At 40.4% G+C, this 22137-nt stretch carries 17 protein-coding genes; 10 read left to right on the top strand and 7 right to left on the bottom strand.

The genetic code is table 11. The annotated features are described in order from the left end of the window. Positions 1-92: 92 nt before the first annotated feature. Entirely contained in the window at positions 93-2033 is a 1941-nt protein-coding gene (locus tag AACU25_RS15965) for an FAD-dependent oxidoreductase (RefSeq protein WP_096577181.1), read from the bottom strand. A gap of 492 nt (positions 2034-2525) precedes the next feature. Between AACU25_RS15965 and AACU25_RS15960 the strand changes: the two genes are divergently transcribed. Continuing rightward, positions 2526-3128 carry a TetR/AcrR family transcriptional regulator gene (locus AACU25_RS15960; RefSeq protein WP_096577179.1) on the top strand — a complete coding sequence of 201 codons (603 nt, stop codon included), beginning with the start codon at positions 2526-2528 and terminating at the stop codon, positions 3126-3128. A 973-nt stretch (positions 3129-4101) separates the two neighbouring features. Here AACU25_RS15960 and mgtE read toward each other — a convergent pair. Then, on the bottom strand, positions 4102-5463 hold the full coding sequence (mgtE, locus tag AACU25_RS15955) for a magnesium transporter (protein ID WP_199347235.1): 1362 nt from the start codon (positions 5461-5463) through the stop codon (positions 4102-4104). A 1011-nt stretch (positions 5464-6474) separates the two neighbouring features. Here mgtE and AACU25_RS15950 point away from each other — a divergent pair. From AACU25_RS15950 to AACU25_RS15930, 5 genes are all read left to right on the top strand, one after another. Next, a complete protein-coding gene (locus tag AACU25_RS15950) occupies positions 6475-11031 on the top strand; it encodes a LamG-like jellyroll fold domain-containing protein (protein ID WP_199347232.1) in 4557 nt (1518 codons plus the stop codon). 241 nt (positions 11032-11272) lie between these two features. Beyond that, on the top strand, positions 11273-11443 hold the full coding sequence (gene psb34, locus AACU25_RS15945) for a photosystem II assembly protein Psb34 (protein WP_045872763.1): 171 nt from the start codon (positions 11273-11275) through the stop codon (positions 11441-11443). A 70-nt stretch (positions 11444-11513) separates the two neighbouring features. Then, a complete protein-coding gene (gene pgr5, locus AACU25_RS15940) occupies positions 11514-11711 on the top strand; it encodes a cyclic electron transport protein PGR5 (protein ID WP_045872762.1) in 198 nt (65 codons plus the stop codon). Between the two features lie 636 nt (positions 11712-12347). Next, the gene (locus AACU25_RS15935; RefSeq protein ID WP_096577177.1) at positions 12348-13796 is read left to right on the top strand and encodes a family 10 glycosylhydrolase; all 1449 of its coding nucleotides are present in this window, start codon (positions 12348-12350) and stop codon (positions 13794-13796) included. Positions 13797-13845: 49 nt separating this feature from the next. Beyond that, complete coding sequence (locus AACU25_RS15930) at positions 13846-14094, top strand: ATP-binding protein (RefSeq protein WP_190445696.1); 249 nt, start codon at positions 13846-13848, stop codon at positions 14092-14094. A gap of 140 nt (positions 14095-14234) precedes the next feature. Here AACU25_RS15930 and aroF read toward each other — a convergent pair whose 3' ends face one another. After that, on the bottom strand, positions 14235-15107 hold the full coding sequence (aroF, locus tag AACU25_RS15925; RefSeq protein ID WP_096577175.1) for a 3-deoxy-7-phosphoheptulonate synthase: 873 nt from the start codon (positions 15105-15107) through the stop codon (positions 14235-14237). A gap of 994 nt (positions 15108-16101) precedes the next feature. Between aroF and AACU25_RS15920 the strand changes: the two genes are divergently transcribed. From AACU25_RS15920 to AACU25_RS15905, 4 genes are all read left to right on the top strand, one after another. Next, positions 16102-16584, top strand: a complete 483-nt coding sequence (locus AACU25_RS15920) for a hypothetical protein (RefSeq protein WP_096583806.1) — start codon at positions 16102-16104, stop codon at positions 16582-16584. 929 nt (positions 16585-17513) lie between these two features. Further along, positions 17514-18218, top strand: a complete 705-nt coding sequence (locus AACU25_RS15915; protein ID WP_096577171.1) for a pentapeptide repeat-containing protein — start codon at positions 17514-17516, stop codon at positions 18216-18218. A gap of 230 nt (positions 18219-18448) precedes the next feature. After that, positions 18449-18934, top strand: a complete 486-nt coding sequence (locus AACU25_RS15910; RefSeq protein WP_096577169.1) for a glutathione peroxidase — start codon at positions 18449-18451, stop codon at positions 18932-18934. 29 nt (positions 18935-18963) lie between these two features. Further along, positions 18964-19791, top strand: a complete 828-nt coding sequence (locus AACU25_RS15905; protein ID WP_096577167.1) for an SDR family oxidoreductase — start codon at positions 18964-18966, stop codon at positions 19789-19791. Positions 19792-20189: 398 nt separating this feature from the next. Here AACU25_RS15905 and AACU25_RS15900 read toward each other — a convergent pair whose 3' ends face one another. From AACU25_RS15900 to AACU25_RS15885, 4 genes are read right to left on the bottom strand one after another with little or no spacing between them, the layout of a single operon-like run. Beyond that, positions 20190-20933 carry an SDR family oxidoreductase gene (locus AACU25_RS15900; RefSeq protein ID WP_096577165.1) on the bottom strand — a complete coding sequence of 248 codons (744 nt, stop codon included), beginning with the start codon at positions 20931-20933 and terminating at the stop codon, positions 20190-20192. A gap of 14 nt (positions 20934-20947) precedes the next feature. Next, positions 20948-21364, bottom strand: coding sequence for a cyclophilin-like fold protein (locus AACU25_RS15895; protein ID WP_321206632.1), 417 nt, complete (start codon positions 21362-21364; stop codon positions 20948-20950). Further along, positions 21357-21494 carry a hypothetical protein gene (locus AACU25_RS15890; protein WP_339382037.1) on the bottom strand — a complete coding sequence of 46 codons (138 nt, stop codon included), beginning with the start codon at positions 21492-21494 and terminating at the stop codon, positions 21357-21359. The genes AACU25_RS15895 and AACU25_RS15890 overlap by 8 nt, the downstream gene beginning before the upstream one ends. Next, complete coding sequence (locus AACU25_RS15885) at positions 21478-21879, bottom strand: (R)-mandelonitrile lyase (protein WP_096577163.1); 402 nt, start codon at positions 21877-21879, stop codon at positions 21478-21480. The genes AACU25_RS15890 and AACU25_RS15885 overlap by 17 nt, the downstream gene beginning before the upstream one ends. Between the last annotated feature and the right edge of the window lie 258 nt (positions 21880-22137).

The raw sequence follows: 22137 nt of genomic DNA, 5'->3' as shown, positions 1-22137 counted from the left end.
AGATATAGTCATAAATCATGACTGCAAAATTTAGATTCCCGACTTCTCACAGAAGTCAGGAATCTAAACACCGCAAATTTTCACAAATCAACTTAAATTTGCAGTAACCCCTCTGGATTCACAGACAAAAGCGATCGCCTCTGTAACCCTTCACGCGATAAAATCTCATTGGCTGCTAATAAACCGCTACTCACAGCGCGTTCCATCAATCCACAAGGAAATGGCATTTTTACCCAGTCACCAGCAAAAATTAAATTAGCAACACTGGTGCTAGTTTCGGGACGTTCTGCGTAACTATTAGGTGGATATCCAGAAAAGTTATGCTGATTAACTAATTCTCGATGCAGAATTTTTGCTTGCTTTAATTCCGGGACAATTTCGTATAATTCCTGCTCAAAAGTAGTTAACAATGCTTCTTGAGTAGGAAATTCTTTTTCTTTATAGCAGTAGGCGTGTAATTCTACCACACTACCACCTGTACGCTGTGCCCAGTCAATAAATTGTTCTTGAATGCGGTGATACAGGGTAATGCTATCAGTTAGCTGGTAGCCAGATAGAGAAGTAAAATTGCTTTGTTCCCATTCAAAATCGCGATCAAACCAAAAACGACACACTGCAAATGGATCGGCGATGCTTAAATTTGCCACTTGCGATCGCACTTTTTCCTCGACATCCCCGTTCATCCGTTTAAATAGTTGCTGTACTCCCGGTACATCAGTCGCAAAGACATAATAATCAGCGGTAATTGTCTCTGGGGAGGATGATGTTTGATTAGCTGCTATTAGTTGTAATTCTGTATCTTGCCTTTGCGCTATTTTAAACTTAGATAAATCTCGTTGCGCTGGCCCTTTTAAAACTTTGCCATCAGCCGCAAATACCGCACCATGACAAGGGCAATGGAATTTACCATCCTCAGCTTTTTTCACAGTACAACCTTGATGGGTACAGGTAAGTGAAATCGCTTCTTTACTCCCAACGGTTGCTGCAAATACTTCATCAGCCGCACCAAAATATTCGATTTTTTCATCAGTAACAACTGAGTTCTTCTTTACCCAAAAAGGAACGCTATTGTTATTACTACCTACAAAATATTTTAGAGAGTTTAACTTCTCTTCAACAGCAGCAATTTCACTCACGTTTGCACCAGTGATGATTTTACCACCGTTGCTGATAATTGACTTAGCGATAGGTTGAACTAAACTAGTTCCCATATCGTCTTTAGTACCATTAAAAGCTAACCCTTCTGGATTACCAAAAAAATAAAAATGGAAGAACTGCATCAATTCTCCCACACTCATTAAATCTGGTGCATTTAAACTCGATTTAGCAAAAGGTAGAAAATATAAATCGTATAACCCTTGGGGAAATTCAGATTTTACCCATTCCGCAACAGATATATTATCAAAACGTTGGTAATTCTTTTCTCGCTCAAAACCCGTAATCGCTTGAAAAACTTGTAAATGTTTGAAATTAACTAAATTAATCCCCCACTGCAAACGATTGGGAGATGCGATCGCTAAATCTATAATATTCCAAGGAAAGGCTGAACGACTGGGGCGAAATACCTCGGGTTGATATTTGCGATCGCGGTAAACTACTGCATAAAAGTTTAATGATTGAAAATGATCCTTAATCCCCAATTCTGTCACTAAACCATTCAGGTTATAGTACTGGGGAAAAAAGCCATGAAAACCATGTTCCATCATAAATTTTTCACCAACGGCCTCAATTTGCCAACTAGCAATTTTGCCGCCGAGTTGAGGGGACTTTTCTAAAAGTGTCACCATAAATCCCCTCTGACTCAATTCGTATGCACAGGCTAAACCTGCTAATCCACCCCCAATTACTACTACAGTTTTTGGTTGATTTAATATTCTTGGTAACTTTAGGGTATCTCTTTGAAAAACAGTTGGTTGTGGCTTACTGAAACGAGAGTATCCAGTTACTCCAGCGATACCACCAATACCGAACCACTTGAGCAGTGTGCGGCGGGAAATAGGCGATGATTCTGGCAAATTCGATAATTGGCTCATTTGGTTACAGAATTAACTCTTGATGATAAATTACTGGCATGAAATCATGGCTATTAGCTAGCCTTTTTTATGGAGTATTTTTCCCATTTCAGTGTTAATCCTCAGCAGCTTAATTTCGTGAGGAAAGGACAAACTATAGCCATCCTATTGCAGGTGTAAAAATATTCGTTTTGGGTGTTGACTTGCAAAAACCTTGATGCAAAAGCTAAATATTGCATTTAGGATTGCTATACATGGCTTAAGGTTGTTTTTGTCAATAATTTACCCTCACATTTGCTAGTTCAGGCTATTTTTACTACAGACGATCAATCTAGAAATTTGGATGCAAAAATCAGCTGATTATTTTACAAAATAAATGCCAAAATCATATTTAATGCATTGATGCTTGAGAAAACTCTTGACTTCAGCTTTCATACTTCACACTTCATCCTTTAGATGACAGTGTAATATAATATTTAAAAGTTGACTACTAAACGTTAGGTAGGTTTGGGAGTGCCAGACGATCGCAACTCTCCAAAACAAGTCTCATCTAGTGGAAGAGAACGCATTCTTGATGAAGCAGAACACCTATTTCACACCCGAGGCTACAATACAGTCACAATGAGGGATATTGCTCAGGCAGTCGGTATCCGTCAGGCTTCTTTGTACTATCATTTTCCCAGCAAAGAGCAACTTTTTGTAGCCGTCACCGAGCGAATGTTTGAACGCCATCGCTTGGGTTTACAGCAAACCATCAGTGAAAATGAGGATAATTTGCGATCGCAATTATCTGCAGTTGGTGCGTGGTTTATCTCTCAGCCTCCCATCCATTTTTTGAGCATGGTACATACAGATATGCCTTTGTTAGATGCAGAAAATACTGCCAGGTTATCTGCTTGCTCATCTGAATGCATTTTTGACCCAATTTGTCAAATATTTGCTCAAGCACAACAACGGGGTGAAATTCGCAATGTACGTCCCCAATTACTAGCAGGATTCTTTCTGTCTGTAATCGAAAGTCTGCCTTTTGCCACTACATTTGCTAATGCTGCACCAAAGGAATTTATTGTTAATGAAATGATTGCTGTTTTGTTAGATGGATTAATGAGAGATTAAAGGGTAATGGGTAATGGGTAATGGGTAATGGGTAATGGGTAATGGGTAATGGGTAATGGGTAATTATCATAATTGAAAGCTTAGAAATTTTTATCAGCCTTTCCGCAGGGTAGGAATCTGTCAAACAATTTTAGATTTTGGATTTTTTGCCAATTTAAATTATGTTCGCGAGACATTAAATAATTCGTGATGGCACAAAATTTTTGTGCGCCTACATATTTTTCGCAATCTTTGTGAGAATTTATTTTTTATCCAAATTTTTATTTCTCTGTTCTTTATCCACTCAAATTTCTGATTTTTATATACAGCATTTTGCAACTCAATAAGATACACAACTAGAGAATTAAAGTACAGATAATTGTCAGGATAAGGCACTGCTTTGCTCCTACCCATAGAAAATTAATTACTAACAAAACTAAAAAACTAGTTACTCAACAAAAAACCGAATAATAATTTTGGAGGGGGTTTAGGGGACGCAACCGTCACCCAATCGGGGGTTTGGGGGAGAATCCCCCAATTCTTCTGGCTTCTTGAATAACTGAAAAATCAATTGCTAATGAGCTTAACCCAAGCGTATTGACCCATATACCTTATTTACCTGAAATATGCTGTAAAAATAAAAAATCTTATTTTCTATCCTGTCTCCTGCCTCAAAAAGAAATAATTCTCTACTAACTATTCCCATCAGTACCCAGAAGCGCTTGGAAAATATTTCCTAATAACACGATAGCACCTGCGATGAACAAGATCAGCATTAAACCAGCAAAGGCAGCAAAGGGAGAAGTTACGAACAAGAATAAGAATACAAACATCAGAATTGATATTAATATTCTCAACATTTTTATCACCTTTAAAATCTACTGGTTTCAAGCTAACTTACGAACTTACATAATACATATATCTAATAGAGGAAATCAGGTATATTTCTTTAGTACAGTGCGACGAAAATTAATTTACTATAATTACTCAAATTTTATAAATTTAAAATTACCCGCGCTAAGTTGAAATAGATTAAAACACCTAAAACATCCACTGCTGTGGTGATAAATGGTGCAGACATTAAAGCAGGATCGAGGCGGAGTAAGCGAAATAAAAACGGTAGTGCGGAACCAGAAATAGAAGCCAAAACAGAAATAGCTACCAAACTAGTTCCTACTGCGATCGCAACTTCTAATTTTCCTTGGAGAAAGTAAGCCCAGACGGTGGCGACTGTACCTAACATGGCACCTAATAATGCACCCGCGATCGCTTCTCGTGCAATTACCTGCAATGGCCCTAACATCCGGATTTCTTCGGTGTTCATCCCTCGAATAACTACCGTAGAAGATTGCGCCCCTACATTCCCGCCAGTACCAGTCAATAAGGGTATAAACGCTGTCAGGGTAACGACTTTAGCCAAAATATCTTCTTGGGATTTAATAATTGTCCCCGTCACAGTATTAGTAATTAATAAGACAAATAACCAGACAACTCGTTTGCGTGCCACTTCCATTAAATTCATCTGAAAGTAATTATCACCCCCTGACTGCACACCACCACCCAAGGCATAAATATCTTCAGTGGTTTCTTGTTGCAAAATATCAATCACATCATCAACGGTGATAATCCCGACAAGGCGCTGTTCTCGATCAACCACAGGTACCGCCAAAAAGTCATATCGTTGAATCAACTTTGCGACTTCTTCTTGATCTGTATCGGTGTGGACAAATACCACATCACGAGTCATAATTTCGCCAATCGCTTGATCCGGTTGGGATGTTACCAATTCCCGCAGTGAAACAATCCCCGTCAAATGTCTAGCAGCATCGGTGACGTAAAGGTAATAAATCATCTCGCTAGCCTTAGCGAGGCGGCGAATTCGCTCAATAGCTTGGGATACCGTAAAATTCTCTTTCAGAGAGATTAATTCTGGAGTCATGATCCGTCCAGCAGTATCAGCTTCATAACCCAAGAGTTGTGCTGTGGCTGTGCGTTCCGCCGGACTTAGTTGTTCTAGCAAACGATTGACAACTTTTGCAGGGAGTTCATCAAATAACCTAGCGCGATCGTCTGGTGACATTCTATCGACAATGTCCCGCACATCCTGACTTTTCAATTCCTCCAGTAGCTGTTCTTGAATACTGTAGTCGAGATATTCATAAACTGCGATCGCCTCATCCTTAGAAAGCAAACGAAACGCTAAAGCGTGCATTGCTTCTGGTAAACCTTCTATAGCCTCAGCAATATCCGCAGGCTGTACAGGTACCAAAATTGCTTTAGCCCCTCGTAAATCTCCCTCTTCCAACAGCATTTGTAACTGAGTTCGCACTAAATCTCGCAATTCCCGACGCGACATATCCTGAAGGTTAGAGGTTAAATGATGATTCTCTGTCACAAAGTCCACCTTCCTAAGGCAGTTTGAACAAGTTTGCTGCCCTTAGTCTAAAAGATAGTGCGATATTCCACATCCAACTTAGGATTTTTCTTCTTGTTACCTTGAGATTCTGTATCTTAAATTTTGCGGTCGTTGGGTATCCTACCTACCTGTCTCATTTAACTTCAATACCAATTAGCTACCCAGTAATCAGAAAGCGATCGCTAATAGTTTTGCTCTTACTTACTTTATAGCAAGCATCATTTACAAAAAGTATAAATAGCCTCACAAACATAAAGTTTATCTTCATATCTTGCTTTTAAATAAATTTATGTTTGTAAAAGCTTTATTTGGCATACAACTAATCTTATAGCCACCAATAATTAAATTTTAAATAATCTTTTAATAATCTTTTTATTTAGACAAATATTCGTCAGACAAGCTGAACATGAATACGTATTTTTTATGGTGAATTTGAGCTTGTCTTCAAAAGAATTTAATTTTTATAGCAAAAAAGTAGGATAAATGTGAATGTTTCAATAAAAGCCATCACAGAAATTGACATCAAAGATAAACATAGGTTCCAATGATAATTACTTAATCAGTAGAAGGACTGAAAGCACAATTCTCTAATTCATGAGTTAAATATCGCTGTTGCTGCGTATATCTACAAAACTATTTTTGCCAAATTAACAAATCATTATCTGGTTGCACAGCCATGACATATATTCATGTTCTGCGATATTGAATTGCACATGAACCACTAATATATTTTTATCATTTAGTAATGCTTTGATGTCTTAAAAAGTTTGATTTCAAATACTATTGCACCATGAACAACTTTCATGAGTGCATTATTCTTTTGCCTTCTTTATTTTTTTAAAACACAGCAATAAATCCAAAATTTTTCCCATTTCCCCTTCCCCAACAGCAATGAGTCCAAAAATTAATTATGTTTTTGGACTCATTGAGGTTAGATCTACTAAAAATAAAATGTTAAATTCTCCAAATATAGAGTCAAATTCTTTGGTTCAGGGAACATACACTTCTTTAAATAATGCTGGGTTATCTAACAGCCAAAATTTAGTTTTTATTGATGCTGCGCTGGCTAACAATTCTAGCCTGACTCAAAGCTTTAGTAATGCACAGTTGTTTACACTCGACCCTACCCGTGATGGTGTAGCACAAATTGCAGATGTACTCGCGCATTATCAAAACGTTGTCAGTGTACATATTGTCTCCCACGGAAATGTAGGAGATGTATTAATTGGCAATATAAATTTGAATTCCCAAAACCTCAGCTTATATAGCGATGCGCTCAAAAGTTGGAGTAATGCTTTTACTGCCGATACTGATGTATTATTCTACGGCTGTAATGTGGGCGCAGGTGCAGAAGGAGAGTTATTTATCCAACAGTTGAGTCAATTAACTGGCGCGGATATTGCTGCTTCCAATAGCCTCACAGGTAATTCTAAACTCGGAGGAGATTGGAATTTAGAAGTAGCAACTGGTAGCCTTGAAAGTCTTGATGTATTAAACAAAGCTGCTATTGCTAATTATGATGGTGCTAACCTTGCTATTGATGATGGTTTAGTTGCGCGTTGGCAATTTAATGAAAATAGCGGTTTAACTGCAACTGATACTATTCAAAATAACAATGGCACTCTGGTAAATAATCCTAATCCCCAGTGGTCTACAGGCCAGGTTAACGGTGCTTTACGATTTGATGGTGTGGATGACTACGTTAGTGTATCAAGTAGCCCTAGCCTCAATTTGAATGGTGGCATATTTACCCAATCTGTATGGATATATTCGCAAATTACAGACAATGGCTATCATGGCGTGATTGGTTATCAACCAACAACCGGAAATAGTCAACGCTATCCTGGTATTTGGGTTTACGACCAAAGAAAAATCCATGCTGGTTTTGGCGATGGTAGTAACTGGAACTCTTTTATCACAGGTGATGTACTCAAGCTTAATGCTTGGAATAATGTAGTCACATCCTTTGATGGCATAACCTATAAAGCCTATGTCAATGGGCAAGAAGTTTATACTACTACTCAGTTTGCTGGACGTAAACCAGCAGCGACTCAACAACTAAATATTGGACGTGTTGATAATTACTTCCAAGGGCAGATTGACGATGTGCGAATTTATAATCGTGCCCTGAGTTCTGCAGAGGTTAGCACCCTCGCACAGATGGGAACATCTACATCCCCAACTCCCAAGCCTGGTGTAATTACTCTGCAAAATAATGCGATCGCAGTCAATGAAGCTGATGGCACTGCTACTCTTACTGTACTGAGGCAACAGGGAAGTGATGGCACTGTCACCGTTAACTACCATACAGTTGATGGGAATGCTACTGCTGGTACAGACTATACCAGTAAATCAGGCACACTGACCTTTGCTGCTGGTGAAACTAGCAAGTCTGTCACAATTCCAATTCTGGATGACACACTGCCAGAAGCAAATGAAACTTTTAACTTTGTCATTGACAATATCACTGGTGGTGCAACGTTATCAGCACCCCAAACCACGGAAATCACAATTATAGATAACGAAAATAATCCCGGTTTGGTGGGTTATTGGAAGTTAGATGAAACTACTATTGGTGCCAGCGTCATTGATTCCTCTGGTTTTCAGAATAACGGTAACCATGTCAATATCGCCTCACCTAGCGGCCCATCAACAAATGTTCCTAGCCTCAGCTTTACAGACCCCGGCAGTTTAAGCTTTGATGGCGTAAATGATTATGTAAATATAGCGAGCAATCCTAGCCTCAATTTAAGTGCTGGTAAATTCACCCAATCTGTATGGATATATTCGCAAATTACAGATAATGGCTATCATGGCGTGATTGGTTATCAGCCAGGTAACTCAAATTCTGACCGCTATCCTGGTATTTGGGTTTACGACCAAAGAAAAATCCATGCTGGTTTTGGCGATGGCAGCAATTGGAACTCTTTTACCACAGGTGATGTACTCAAGCTCAATGCTTGGAATCATCTAGTCACATCCTTTGACGGCACTACCTATAAAGCCTATGTCAATGGCCAAGAAGTTTATACTACTACTCAGTTTGCTGGACGCAAACCAACTGCGACTCAACAACTAAATATTGGACGCGTTGATAATTACTTCCAAGGGCAAATTGACGATGTGCGAATTTATAACCGCGCCCTCAGTGCCGCGGAAATTAGCACCCTGGCCCAGCAAACTACACCCACACCTCCCCCTCCGACTCCTACCCCCGGACTTGGTGTCATTGGATTGGAAAGTAGTACGATCACCGTCAATGAAGGTAATGGCACTGCTACTGTCACCGTCCTCAGACAACAAGGAAGCGAAGGCACTGTCACCGTTGACTATCAAACAGTTGATGGTTCCGCTACTCCCGGCGCAGACTATATCAGACAAACAGGGACACTAATATTTGCTCCTGGTGAAACCCGCAAATCTATTGTCATTCCTATCTTGGATGATAATTTGACAGAACCAAATGAAACTTTTGGTTTGGCAATTGATAACATCACTGGTGGCGCAAGTTTATTAGCACCTCGTACTGCTCAAATTACGATAGTAGACAACGAGAATATCTCAGGATTAGTAGGCTATTGGAAATTGGATGAAAGTACTATTGGTGCTACTGTCGTAGATTCCTCCGGTTTTAATAACAACGGTAGCCACGTCAACATTGCCCCACCCACTGGCCCAACTACAAAAGTACCACTGTTGAACTTTAACGATCCCAACAGTTTAAACTTTGACGGCATTAATGACTACGTAGATATAGCAAGCAACCCCACTCTAAATTTAAGTAATGGCACATTTACAGAATCAGTATGGATTTATTCTAACCTTACAAATAATGGCTATTATGGCGTTCTAGGATATCAGCCACCCGGTACTGGCAATAACCAACGTTATCCAGGGATTTGGGTTTATAACCAAATACAAATTCATGCTGGGTTTGGAGATGGTAATAACTGGAACTCCTTTACCACAGGAAATGTGTTGAGACTCAATGCCTGGAACCATGTGGTAACTACATTTGACGGTACCACATACAAGGCTTATGTGAATGGCCAGGAAGTGTACTCTACAAATGACTTTGCTGGACGTAAACCAACGACAACGCAACAACTCAATATAGGCAGAGTTGATAACTACTTCCAAGGACAAATTGACGATGTCCGAATTTATAATACGGCGTTAGGGGCAGCAGAAATCCAGCAACTATACCAAGCACAACCGCTACCAGATTCGCGTCAACTATATACAGACACTTTAATCGCTGGGTTAGCACAACCAACAGCAATAGACTGGACACCTGCTGGACAATTGCCTGATGGACAACTCATGTTTGTGGCGGAAAAGAGTGGAGTTGTCAAAGTCTTCAAAAATGGTGCTTTACTGGCAACTCCCTTTATCGATATATCTCGCCAAGTTAATAATGTCAGCGATCGCGGCTTGTTAGATATTGCTGTTCATCCCGATTTTATTCACAATCCTTATGTTTACTTGGCCTTTACTTACGATCCTCCAGAAGTTTACCAAAACGGTGGTTTAGCAGGGCCAGACCAAGAAGGTAATCGCGCCGCCCGCCTCATTCGAGTCACGGCTGATCCTAGTACCAACTACACCACCGCTATACCTGGTAGTGAAGTTGTCTTGTTGGGTAAAAATAGTACTTGGAACAATTTCAATGCATTTGTTAACAGCACCGTAGACTTTAACGCAGCCCCAGCTGGTATTTTGCCAAATGGACAAAATATCCAAGATTTCCTGGCTGCTGACAGCACAACCCACACCGTTGGGACTGTGAGATTTGGCCCAGATGGCGCACTCTATATCAGCAATGGCGATGGAACTTCCTACAACCAAGTTGACTGGCGGACATATCGTGTCCAAGATATTGATAACTTATCTGGTAAAATTTTGCGGATTGACCCGATTACTGGTGAGGGTTTAGCAGACAATCCCTTCTACAACGGAGATCCTAACAGTAACCGTTCTAAGGTTTACCAATATGGATTGCGGAACGCCTTCCGGTTTACCATCTCTCCTGAATCTGGACAGATTTATATCGGTGACGTAGGTTGGACACAGTGGGAAGAAATCAATGCAGGTGGCCCGGGAGCAAACTATGGTTGGCCCTACTATGAAGGTGGTAGTGGTATTAGCCTCCAGACTAGTGGCTACAAAGATTTACCCCAATCCCAAGCCTTTTATGCGAGTGGACAAACTACAACACCATCCATTTATGCCCTTAACCATAGCATTACCGGAATTAATGCGATCGTCATGGGTGATGTTTACAGTGGCACTGCATTTCCCGAACAATATTGGGGAGACTTGTTCTTCAATGATTTGGGTCAAGGTATTGTCCGCAATATCAGCTTCGATTCCCTTGGCAATGTCACATCAGTGGAAACCTTTGCTATGAATGCTCAAATCGTGGTGCAAATTAACACAGGCCCAGACGGTAATTTATACTTTGTTGATTTAGATAATGGTACAGTTGGTCGCTGGCGCTTTGCTTAAAAGGAAGGCAGGGTAAGGGGTAAAGGGTAAAGGTTTTTAACCCCTGTCCTAACCTTCGCTGCTACCAACGCACATTGGACATAGTTGCTTGTCAATCCTTAGCTTTCAGCTAGGGATTTTTTTTGTTCACTTTTATAAATATCTTTTATCGGAGGTATAAGTTTTTCTGTGTCAAGCCTTCTTGTCAATTCGTAACAATTTCGTTACATTAATTTACATAAGTTAACGAGCGCAAAAAACTATGTACACCACCATTAACGAAGACGGCATTCTCAACAACTATGCAAACGAACCCCAAATCTACTACGCAGACTATCCCTCAAATGAGGAACAACGTAGTTATAGTTTCCAGGCTGGAGTCGCTACTTTATTAGTCACCGCATTAGTTTTGGTTGCTTGCGGCGTTAGCTAATCGCCACCGCATATATCTACATATTCACTAACTATTTACAAATAACTTTGACAATCAGGAGAGATAAAAAATGTTTGCACCATTAGTAATATTGTTCCGTGAATGGATGGGCAAAGCTAAATTTAATCAGTTACGTGGTAAAGCTATTGGTTTACACGCCCAAACAATCACTAATTTTTGTAATCGTGTCGGAATTGAATCAAAGCAGAGACAGAACTTAATTCGTTTAGCTAAAGACAACGGTAAAAAGTTAGGTCTATTGGCTTAAAGACGCTGGTTTAGAGAAAAGTTAACTGTTGCAAATATCAGATAACTTTTGTGGGTAATGCCAATCTGTATATGACTATTCTGACTGTTCGCTGTTGAGAGTTTCATAAATACTGGATAGTAATTTTTCAAATACAAGTGCTTTAAATTCTTCATTGTTCATCACTTGCATAAATATTTTTTCATTACCATCCATGCAGAGGTACCCTGCGATTCTATTGTCTCTGTGTCCCAAATCCTTTCATAGCCATAACGCAATGCCACTTGCTACAACGCGACGGCACTTCCCTTCAAGTCGGCCAGGATTCAAGCATCGGCTGAAATAGCCAAAAAATTGCCAAATACAAAATACCTACCCTTGAGAGATTCCCGCCTAGAGGTGGTAGGTCGTGACGGGGCTTAAATATCACAGAAATTCTCTGTTCCCTGTTCTCTCTTGCCTCTCACAATTACCAATGCCCTATGCCCATAGGTGCAATCTTTAGAATCTTTTAAGCTGGTTCTTCTATAATTCTCATCACACCGCCGTATTGAACATGGTAAATTTGCTACTTGAAGATTAGGTAAGGGGTAATTGGTAATTGGCACGAATATCCAAAATCAAACCCCAAGCCAAGCATCAAACTCGATATCATTTATGGAAATTCGCGGCGTTTGGCTCACTACAACAGATAGTAAAGTATTAGACTCTAAAGACAATATTGCCGAGGCGATCAAATTTCTCGCCGACACTGGATTTAACGTTGTATTTCCCGTTGTCTGGAATCAAGGTTCAACTAATTATCCTAGCCAAGTAATGAAAGAAAAATTTGGCATAGAGATAAAACCTCGGCAGGAATTTAAAAATAGAGATCCTTTACAAGAACTAATTACAGAAGCCAAAAAATTTGATATTGCGGTAATTCCTTGGTTTGAATATGGCTTTATGAGTTCTTATAAAGGAGATGGCGGAAAAATTATTCAAGCAAAACCTCAATGGGCAGCTTATAGTGTTGATGGTAAACCCCTAGTTGTTAATGATTATTATTGGTTAAATGCCCTCGATGCCGAAGTTCAAGAATTTATATTAAGTATATTTTTAGAAGTTGTAAATAAGTATGGTGACGGCATTGCAGGCATACAAGGAGACGATCACTTGCCTGCTTTTCCTATGGAAGGTGGTTATGATGAAAAAACTATTAAACGCTATCAAGATGAGTTTGGTCAATCACCACCAAAACCGCCAAAAAGAAGAAATCCTCTAGATCCAAAAGAACCACTAGATCCACTCTGGCAAGATTCAGAATGGAGACAACAATGGCGACAATGGGTAATATGGCGGGCGGATATTCTTTCCCATTTTTTACACCGCCTCTATCGTGCAGTAATTAATGTCAACCCCGACTTAATTATTTCTATGTCGCCAAATAATTATCCTTGGTGTTATGAAAACTACCTCCAAGATTCGCAAACTTGGATTGATTGGGGATTAGTCGATTTAATTCATCCACAGATATATGATAAAGAATTGAACCTTTATCAAACAGGCATAGATAAGGTAATATCTAAGCAATTTACCCAACAGAAATTGCCACAACTAATTCCAGCTATCCTTCTAAAGAAAAGTACCTATAAAATTACTCCAGAATATTTAGAAACTGCCATCAAAACTAATCGTTGTCTTGGTATTCAAGGAGAAGTTATGTTTTTCTATGAAGGTTTACGAGAAGATAATTATGCTTTAGCTACCGTTCTCAAATCTGGTGTTTACTCTCAACCCGCCGGAAAATTAGACCCAAAAGAAATTAAAAAGAATACATTTAGTCATCGGCGCATCAATAATTATACTGAGATAAGTACATCAACAGAAAATACTCTCAAGGTTCAATTTGATTGGGTGGAGTCATTTTCTGAAGGAATGGCAGCTGTTAAAATGGGTTACAAATACGGCTACATTGATACCACAGGGAAACTTGTTGTCCGGATGGAATATGACAAAGCTGAACCTTTTTCAGAAGGAGTAGCTCTCGTCAAAATTGACGAGAAAGATGTCTATAGTGGCTATATTGATAAAACTGGAAACTTTATGAAATTGTTGGCGAACTAATAGGGATGTAGGCTGAGAAAGATCAGCAGAGGAGAAATTTTTATTACCAATTACCCAATCCCCAGTCGCAGATAATAAAGCAGTCAGAATTTCAATTATAGATAATGGTTTGGGTATGGATGAAGCCACATTATCCCAAATATTTAATCCTTTTTTCACTACTAAACCAGTTGGTTCCGGTACTGGCTTAGGACTCTCCATCAGCTATCAAATTATAGTTGAGCAACACTGTGGGAAATTAAATTGTGTATCTTCTTTAGGGCAAGGTGCTAGGTTTGTCATTGAAATTCCTATTTAATTGGCGATGAGGGGATGAGGGAGACAAATCAATTCAAAATTCAAAATTCAAAATTCAAAATAATACACTGTTTCCCGCTCCCTCTCACAAACCCCAATTACCAATCCCCATTACCCATTCCTCCTTCCCCCTTCCCCACCTTACGCCACCGCGCAAAAAATAGGAGCAGATTTTACACCCACCCCTAAATCGGAAATATTGCGTCCAACTGCTGCGGCTAAAGGCTTTAAACTTGTAACCAAATTCACCATGTCTTCTAAAGACAAGGCTTGACGTGCATCAGATACAGATTTTTCTGGTTCTGGGTGACATTCGATAATTAAGCCATCTGCACCACAAGCTATAGCAGCCTTAGCCATAGGTGCTACTAATTCCCGTTTACCTACAGCATGGGATGGATCTACAATCACAGGTAGGTGAGTAATTTGCTTGAGAGCTGCTACTGCGCCTAAATCCAGTACATTGCGGGTGTAATTATCGAAGCTGCGGATACCTCGCTCGCACAGCACCACATCCGGATTACCGTGACTCAAAATATATTCAGCAGCCATGACGAATTCTTCAATTGTCGCCGCCAGTCCGCGCTTGAGTAATATTGGCTTCCCAGCTTGTCCCAAAGCTCTGAGTAAGTCGAAGTTTTGCATATTGCGGCTACCAACTTGCAGCATATCAGCATGAGCCGCGACTACTTCAATTTGAGCAATTGACATCACTTCTGTGACGACTGGGATATTGTAACGCGATCGCACTTCTGCCAAAACTTCTAATCCTGCTTCTCCCATACCTTGGAAAGCGTAGGGAGAGGTGCGGGGTTTGTAGACACCACCACGCAAAGCCTGTACAGGTGCAGCCGCTAACTTTTGGGCGACTGTTTCCATTTGTTCTAAGCTTTCCACTGTGCAGGGGCCACCAATAATCACTAATTCCTCACCACCGAAACTAACTGTTTCTGAGAGTTTGACAATTGTTTGGTGGCTAGGATGGGATTGAGCGGCGAGTTGAGCATTAATCATGGTGAAATTTTCCTTGTGTTTGGATTATGAGGTTGATGGATAACAAAAAACCCGGAATCTCATCTTGTGAGTTCCGGGTGCGTTGTGATGAATCGACATGACGCTATTTACCCGGAACTTGCTCTGGGCCAAAAGTAAAAGCTATAAAACCAGCTACCGCAATAGATCATGACGACGAGATACTCCTGAAAAAACAAAAACCGCAGAGGTTGCTCTGCGGTTCACCTGGCGGTTTCCATTAGGAAACTATTCACCGCCGGTGAACCGCCTTTTGCCAAAAATAAAAATAGGATTTGCTGCTGAAAATCATTACAGTACTTAACTAGATAATTTTTGATGTAAACCGATGTAAACCTAATATAAGAGCCACGATAACAGACACAGTTCTTTACGTCAAGACCTCGTCTTGTCGTGTGCGGTTAAAAGCTGCTCGTTAAGGGAACAAGGGGACAAGGAGACAAGGGGAATAACTTTTAACTCTTGGAGAGACGCGATTAATCGCGTCTCTCCAAATCATCCCTAGGTTATGGGTTGTCCTGTCACCGACTTGTAACTATTAAGATTTAGATAAGCTGACAAATATTTTTAGGTGATGGCTATGGGAATTGCTGAAGTCTCAAAAATTTGACAATTCCGCAACTTACAAAACTGGCAAATATATTATTCTGCTATGGAGGTAATAATCAAAAGAGGAAAAGGGGCAGGGGGCTGGGAGCAGGGGGAGCAAGCCCTTTTCCTCTGTGCGGAGCGTACCACTTCGTGGAAGCAAGCTACGCGTAGCTTCTCGTATAGAAGTGGAGCATGGGTAAGAAGCTCTCTCCTTCTTTGTCCGCTCTTAAAGACTCCCAGAAAATAAATTATCCAAATATAGTCCGAGAATATTTTTATTCTCACCCCTGCTCCCCGCTCCCTGCTCCCATGCCTCTTTACTTAGCCCGTAACTGCTAACTGTTGCAGCAACTCAATTACATTACTAGCCTACTTCTGTTTTATGATGCGTCGTTCCAAAATTTTAGCTACATCTTTCGACTACCAAGGCGCTTACCCTTGCCCAGTCTGTCGAGTTGGTAAAATTACTCGTATGCCATTGATGGAAGCTATGGCTTGTGACTTCTGCCAAGAAATTTTTACTGTCAATCTAGAACAGCAGCAACTAAAAATGCCTTCCAGACAACCGCCATTGATTTGGCGTTGGAATGGTTTTAGTTGGACAGAAGCTCAATTAGAAGGTGTGGAACTCGGTTGGGGCTATGGGCTAGCTGCGATCGCATTTATTTTCCTACCTACCACTTTAATTGGCATAGTCGCTTACAATTTTCCCCCCACTCCCCATGAATTTATTACCTGGCTGCCATATATCTGGACTATATTAACTTTTTTGTTACATTTAGCAATTATTCTTTGGATTTGTATTGAGGTTTATCAAATTCCAATTGCAGCATATTTAAGAGCTATAAATCGTTGGCGAAATGGATAAATCACAAGATAGACAGATGGAGAAAAATGAATCATAACTATCGACTCCTAACTATCTAATTTTGCCAATAATTTAAGTAACCATTAATGAACTGCATACAGCAAAACGAAAGAAAATTTATTGTCTATACTCAAAAGTCAAGGTTCAAATAAATTTCTTAATGAACAGACTTTGAATTGTTTATCTACGTTGTCTTCGTTCTACTTGCCAATTTTCAGTCCCTAATACCTATTTATCAGTCAGTTGATTGCGGTAAAATCCTACAACCAAGCCAGAAAATTTTGCTTTTCTAGTCCTTAGGCCATAGTCTCTACTTATGTAAATCAGCCATTATGAAGTATTTACACCCAGACAGATGAAGAATTATGATATTGCCTCTAGGTGTAACCAGTTCATAGTGGCCGATTAATAGCCCTTAAGCTAAGAGAAAGGTTATTTATGGACTGAGTTAGTCACTATTGGCTTGTATAATAACCTATGTGAAACTTTTTTCTGTGGGACTTGGCTATACAAGTAGTTGCTACAGAAATCCCCAGTCTCTCATCTCAAATTTGGAGAAAGGGCAAATTTGGCTTGCTATGAACTTAAGCCCATAATCAGCAGCCAGTATTCTATCTAGTGAGATTATCTACAATAATAGGAGCGTCGCTAAGAATTGATTGTCCAGTCAAGCAACAAAAAATTTGTTACCATTTTTAGACAATGTTAAAAGAGCAAATCATTAAGCACAAAAATAAAGGGCAGGTGGCTTTTACAATTACAAAAGCACCTGATAAAATTCCTCTACTTTATTAGAGAGAGTATTTGAATACGCTATCTTAAATTATATGAGATATAAAATATTCGTAAAAAGTCAAATTTAATAAATAATTAAGCCAACAGACGGATGCATCACTAATTATTAACTTGATTGTCCACAAAAACACCCTATGAGCGAGTTGGAGCGGTATTATAGAGTCTTGGAATTAGAGCCTGGAGCAACACTTGAAGAAGTAAACCAGGCTTATAAAGATTTGGTTTTTGTATGGCATCCCGATCGCATTCCCCAAGACAATCTCCGTTTACAACAAAAGGCGCAAGATAAGCTAAAAGCGATTAACGAAGCGCGTGATAAATTGCGTTCTATCAAAGTCAAGCATCAACCAACAACATACTCACACCCGCACCAGCATCAACCGACAACATACTCAACGCCACATCCGTCACATCAGCCACATCCGCCTCAACCAAAAAAGCCACCTCAAACTGGTTATGAACCATCATCTAAAAATACAGATTTGAGTGGTAAAGATTTTAGTCGAGCCAACTTGAGCAACAAAGATTTATCGGGGAGAAACCTGAGTTTTGCCAACTTAAGCGGTGCAAACCTCAGCGATACATTTATGCACAAAGTGAATCTCAGAGGTGCAGATTTATCGGAAGCCAATTTATTTAGAGCTAACCTCTTATTAGCAGATATGAGAGAAGCGAATTTACGTTCAGCCAACTTAATTGGAGCAGATTTAAGTGGCGCTGATTTGCGAGGCGCTGACTTAACAGGAGCGCGGATTCGCTCAGGCGATCGCCTTCTGGTTAAATTGATAGGAGCTAACCTCGCCGGCGCTATTATGCCTGATGGTTCTATTCATCAATAAGTTGGGGGTTTGGTAATGGGTAATGGGTAATTGGTAATTGGTAATTGGTAATTGGTAATTCCCCCTCATCTCCCTCATCTTCCTTGTCCCCATTACCCCTTATCCCCAGAGGGGGCCCCGAGTTCCCCAATCCCCAGTACCTAATCCCTAATCCCCAATCCCTTTTTCATCAAAAAACTTTGCCAGCAATGTGGGAAACTTGGCAATAGTTATCAAAAAATCCATTTAAGATGAGTACCAACATTTCTGACATTACAGTCAAAACCATCAACGGTGAGGATAAGCTACTGAGTGAGTATGCTGGCAAAGTACTCTTGATTGTGAATGTGGCTTCTTACTGTGGTTACACGTCTCAATATGAGGGATTAGAAAGGTTGAACCGAGAGTATAGAGACGCTGGCTTACGGATTTTGGCGTTTCCTAGCAATGACTTTGGCGCACAGGAACCGGGCAGCAACGAAGAAATTGTACAATTCTGTACGAGCAAGTACGGAGTGAGCTTTGAACTGTTTGATAAAGTTCATGCTAAAGATTCCCAACAGCACCCGCTTTATACTCGTCTTACCAATGCAGTTGAGCCTACGGGGCCTGTTGCTTGGAATTTTGAAAAATTTTTAGTTAATAAGCAAGGTGAAGTTGTAGCTCGTTTTAAAAGCAGCGTCAAACCATATTCACCAGAATTAATTGCCACAATTGAAAACGAATTAGCAAAATAGTAATCTAGATTAATTTGTTGTGAGAAATCATGAACATTGCAATCATTGGTTGTGGTTATGTAGGTTCTGCCGTTGCTCAACATTGGCAGCAAAAAATGAATTTTGTATTGACTGCAAGCACAACTACACCAACACGTGTATCCACATTAGAACAAGTAGCCCAAAAAGTTGCATTAGTTAAAGGTAATGATGCAGATGGGCTAAAAAAAGTATTAGCAAATCAAGATGTAGTGCTGTTAAGTGTGGGTGCAAAAGGCGCTGATTTTTATGAAGAAGCTTATTTGCAAACTGCCAAAACTTTAGCCTCTATTTTGCCAGAATTTCCAAATGTGCGGCAACTCATCTACACAGGTAGTTATTCTGTTTATGGTGACAAAAATGGTGAGTTTGTAGATGAAGAAACTACAGCTAACCCTAGCACTACTAATGGTAAAATTATGAAGGAAACTGAAGATGTTTTGCTATCAGCAGCTAGCGAACATCTGGGAGTTTGTATTTTACGATTAGGCGGCATTTATGGCCCAGGTAGAGAACTAATCAAAATATTTGGTCGCCTTGCTGGTACTAGTCGTCCTGGTAATGGTGATGATGTCGCCAATTGGATTCATCTTGATGATATTGTGGGTGTAATTGAGTTTGCGCGCCAACACAATTGGCAAGGAATTTATAATGTAGTTGACGATGCACATCTCATTAGCCGTGAATTTTTTGAAACTTTGCTAACAATGCACAATCTACCTCCAATTAAATGGGATGCTTCGCTGCAAAATAATCGTCCCTATAATGCTTGGGTATCAAATCAAAAAATTAAGGATGCTGGCTATCAATTGATTCACCCACAAATGATATTTAAGTAACCTATTTGAACTGGGTACACCGCTTTGGGTTAATCTGCGAGTTCTCCTCTGGACTACGGCAGTATTACCCTACGAGAAATGGGTAACCCACGCCGCGATCGCAACTCATCCCTCTAGCAGCCAGAAAAACCACTGGTAATGACTCAAAACGCAGGTCTTCTGAAGGATCTCGTTCCTACCTCCTCTGGCTGCTTCATACTGAAGGAGAGCAGTCATATCCTGCTTGTTTTTAGGCGGGCCATAAGAAAAGCTCATTCCCATACAGCCCAGCCCGATCGCTGAAACTTCTAAATTGCTGTTTCCCAGTTTGCGCTTCTGCATTTTTTGAACTCCTGTGTTTGTGCTAAAGGTCGTCCGAAAACCTCAACGGTGTTGGCTATTAACCAACCGCACTATTCTTACCAAGGCTGTGTGGTGGGGCCAATTGTAAATTCGTTCACGTTTGTGTCTTCTGGCTGGTCAATCGCAAACGCCACAACATTGGCTACTCTATCCGGTGAGATGCCATATTGCTTATACAACGCTGTCATTTTTTCAGCCGCATCTTTGTCAGTAATCTGATTTAACAACTCAGTATTAATTGCAGCAGGATAAATGGTTGCAGTCCGAATGTTAGTCCCTTCTTGAGCAGATTCTATGCGTAGAACTTCCATGAAATCGCGGACAAACCATTTCGTCCCCCCATACACTGCACCACCAGGATAAGCTTTTAATCCAGCCACCGATGAAGTTGTGATCACATGCCCAGACTTTTGGCTAATAAACGTTGGTAACACAGCAGCGATACCATTTAGTACACCCTTGATATTGATATCAACCGTTTGATGCCATTCATCAGTTTTCAATGCCGAAAGTGGAGAAGTTGGCATGATGCCAGCGTTCAAGAAAATAACATCGACTCTTCCAAATGTTTCCTTGGCAAACTTGACTATCTCAGCGTTATCAGATGGGTTAACCACATCCATCACTTGATAGACTGCTTGTCCGCCAGCGCTTTTAATTGCATCAACCAGTTGTTTTAGTTGTTGTTCGCGTCGCGCGCCTAACACAACTTTTGCGCCTTTGCTGGCAAGCAATTTCGCACTTGCTTCACCAATACCTGATGATGCACCAGTAATAATTACAACTTTGTCTTTAATCATTATTTATTCCTTGATTACTTTCTTTCAACAAGCTCGATTGTCACTTTTACAGAGCCAGGCACATTAAATGCCTCAATGCCACCATCTATTTTTCCGAGGATAATGAGCCCGTTGGCGTATCCAGAATCGCCGTAATACATCGCCAAATTACCCCAGGGAGCGTAATAAGCAATATCTCCAAAAGCAGGATCACTGCCCGGGGGTGCATCTTCTGTGGATAATTTTCTTGACAGATAACTGATTTTTTCAGTTTTCGCGTAATCTTCTAACGTCAGCGTTAATGGCAGCAGAGAAATAAAATCTTGAGTGGTTTTGCTGTCGAGCAAAGTGGCTGTAACGACTTTGTCTTTGACCTTAATGTTGATCTTCATACTGTCTGCCTGCTTGGTTGATATTTCAGTCGGCATCTTTGATGAGGCACTGCTAGTCATACTGTTGTCGGCACGGCAAGCTGAGTAACTCAGGGACATCACTAGGGTAAGAAGCAAAATCAGCATTTTCTGCTGACAGTTTTTCCCCTTGATGGCAAACCATCTCAAAAACACTAAGATATTTCTCCATACTGCTCGTGGCTGACTTTTTCCAGCCAGTCCACAGGCTTACCATCAAGCCATTCTTGAATGGCGATGTGCGTCATCGCTGTGGTTGAGGTAGCACCATGCCAATGCTTCTCACCTGGCTCAAACCAGATCGTGTCCCCCGAACGAATTTCTTCAATGGGGCCGCCCCAGCGTTGTACAAGACCGCAGCCTGCCGTGACGATTAGAGTCTGTCCTAACGGGTGGGTGTGCCATGCTGTCCTAGCGCCTGGCTCGAAGGTGACACTGGCTCCAGATGTGCGTGCTGGCTCATGTGCTTCAAACAGGGGATCAATGCGGACAGTGCCAGTAAAATACTCGGTTGGCCCTTTGGCGGAAGGCTGTGAGCCACTTCTTTTGATATCCATTTGCTTAATTCCTTCACTTGATGCCTTTTTGCTTGTTATCCCAATCGTAGAGATTGAACATTTATCGTCTCCTCTATCACTGGGGATGAGATTTTTTAAGAAGCAAGGTGAGCCTTGACACCATTTTGTTTGTCAGTAGGCAAGTTTATTGCTCAATCAAAACTGAGTTTTATGTTGAATAAAAATCTAGAATCTTTACCAGAAGTCGGAATCATTTTTTATTGCTTTAGCTTCAATTGTAAGAATCCTCAAAGGCAA

This window comes from Tolypothrix tenuis PCC 7101 (assembly GCF_963874875.1).
In the GTDB taxonomy this organism is placed as follows: Bacteria; Cyanobacteriota; Cyanobacteriia; order Cyanobacteriales; family Nostocaceae; genus Aulosira; species Aulosira tenue.
Note: the sequence above shows the minus strand (reverse complement) of the source record. Positions and strands in the feature narration are given on the sequence as shown.